This is a genomic window from Staphylococcus sp. HMSC070D05 (assembly GCF_001815595.1).
Lineage (GTDB): Bacteria > Bacillota > Bacilli > Staphylococcales > Staphylococcaceae > Staphylococcus > Staphylococcus hominis.
Window position 1 is genome coordinate 1 of the sequence record NZ_KV821133.1, and the last position, 869, is coordinate 869.

The 869-nt window shown below is 27.8% G+C and carries 1 pseudogene; it reads left to right on the plus strand.

Annotated features, from left to right (window positions below):
• Positions 1–806 (plus strand): annotated as a pseudogene (locus HMPREF3046_RS05800) (transposase); the annotation flags it as partial.
• Between the last annotated feature and the right edge of the window lie 63 nt (positions 807–869).

Consider the following 869-nt stretch of genomic DNA (forward strand, 5'->3'; position numbering starts at 1 on the left):
TTAAAGGATAGAAATAGTTATTCTAAAACAGACTATGATGCCACATTTATAAGAATGAAAGAAGATTATATGAAAAAAGGACAACTCAATCCAGGGTATAATTTACAAATAGCGACAAATTCTCAATTCGTTTTATCTTATAATGTGTATCAAAATCCGACTGATACAAGAACGATGATACCATTTTTAAATTCAATTCAAGAAACCTACGGTCATTTAATATATTGTAGCTGACGTAGGTTATGGTAGTGAATCAAATTATATGGTAATTATAGATTATTTCAATTGAACGTCGCGTATAACTTATTGGAATGTTTATAAAAGATAAAACTAAAGATATAAAAGTGACATCTTTAATACTCAAAATTGGAATTATGACAAAATTAACAATGAATTCATTTGTCAGAACAATAAAAGTCTAGGACTTAAAAGATATGCCTATCGCCACGACAATATGGTTTTAAACGAGATTTTAAATTATATGAATGTGATGATTGTTTAGATTGTTCTGTGAAACATCAATGCATGAAATTCAATTCAAAAACAAGTAAAAAATAATGAAGAATTATAATTGGGAATATTTTAAAGCTCAAATTAGTAAAAATCTTTTAGAGCCAAAAAACATCTACAGTTAAAGAAAAATTGATGTGGAGCTTGTTTTTGTATTTATGAAGGCTATTTTGTGTTTCACTCGAATTTCCGTTCGAAGGATAAATAAAACCAAAAGAGAACTAGGATTTGTTCTAATGGCACTTAATGTAAGAAAAGAAACAGCTCAGCGAGCTGAAAATAATCAAAACAAGTAAAAAAAAGGCAATTTCTATTGAAATAATATAGTGGACTGACCCCAATTAGTGGGAATGATATAA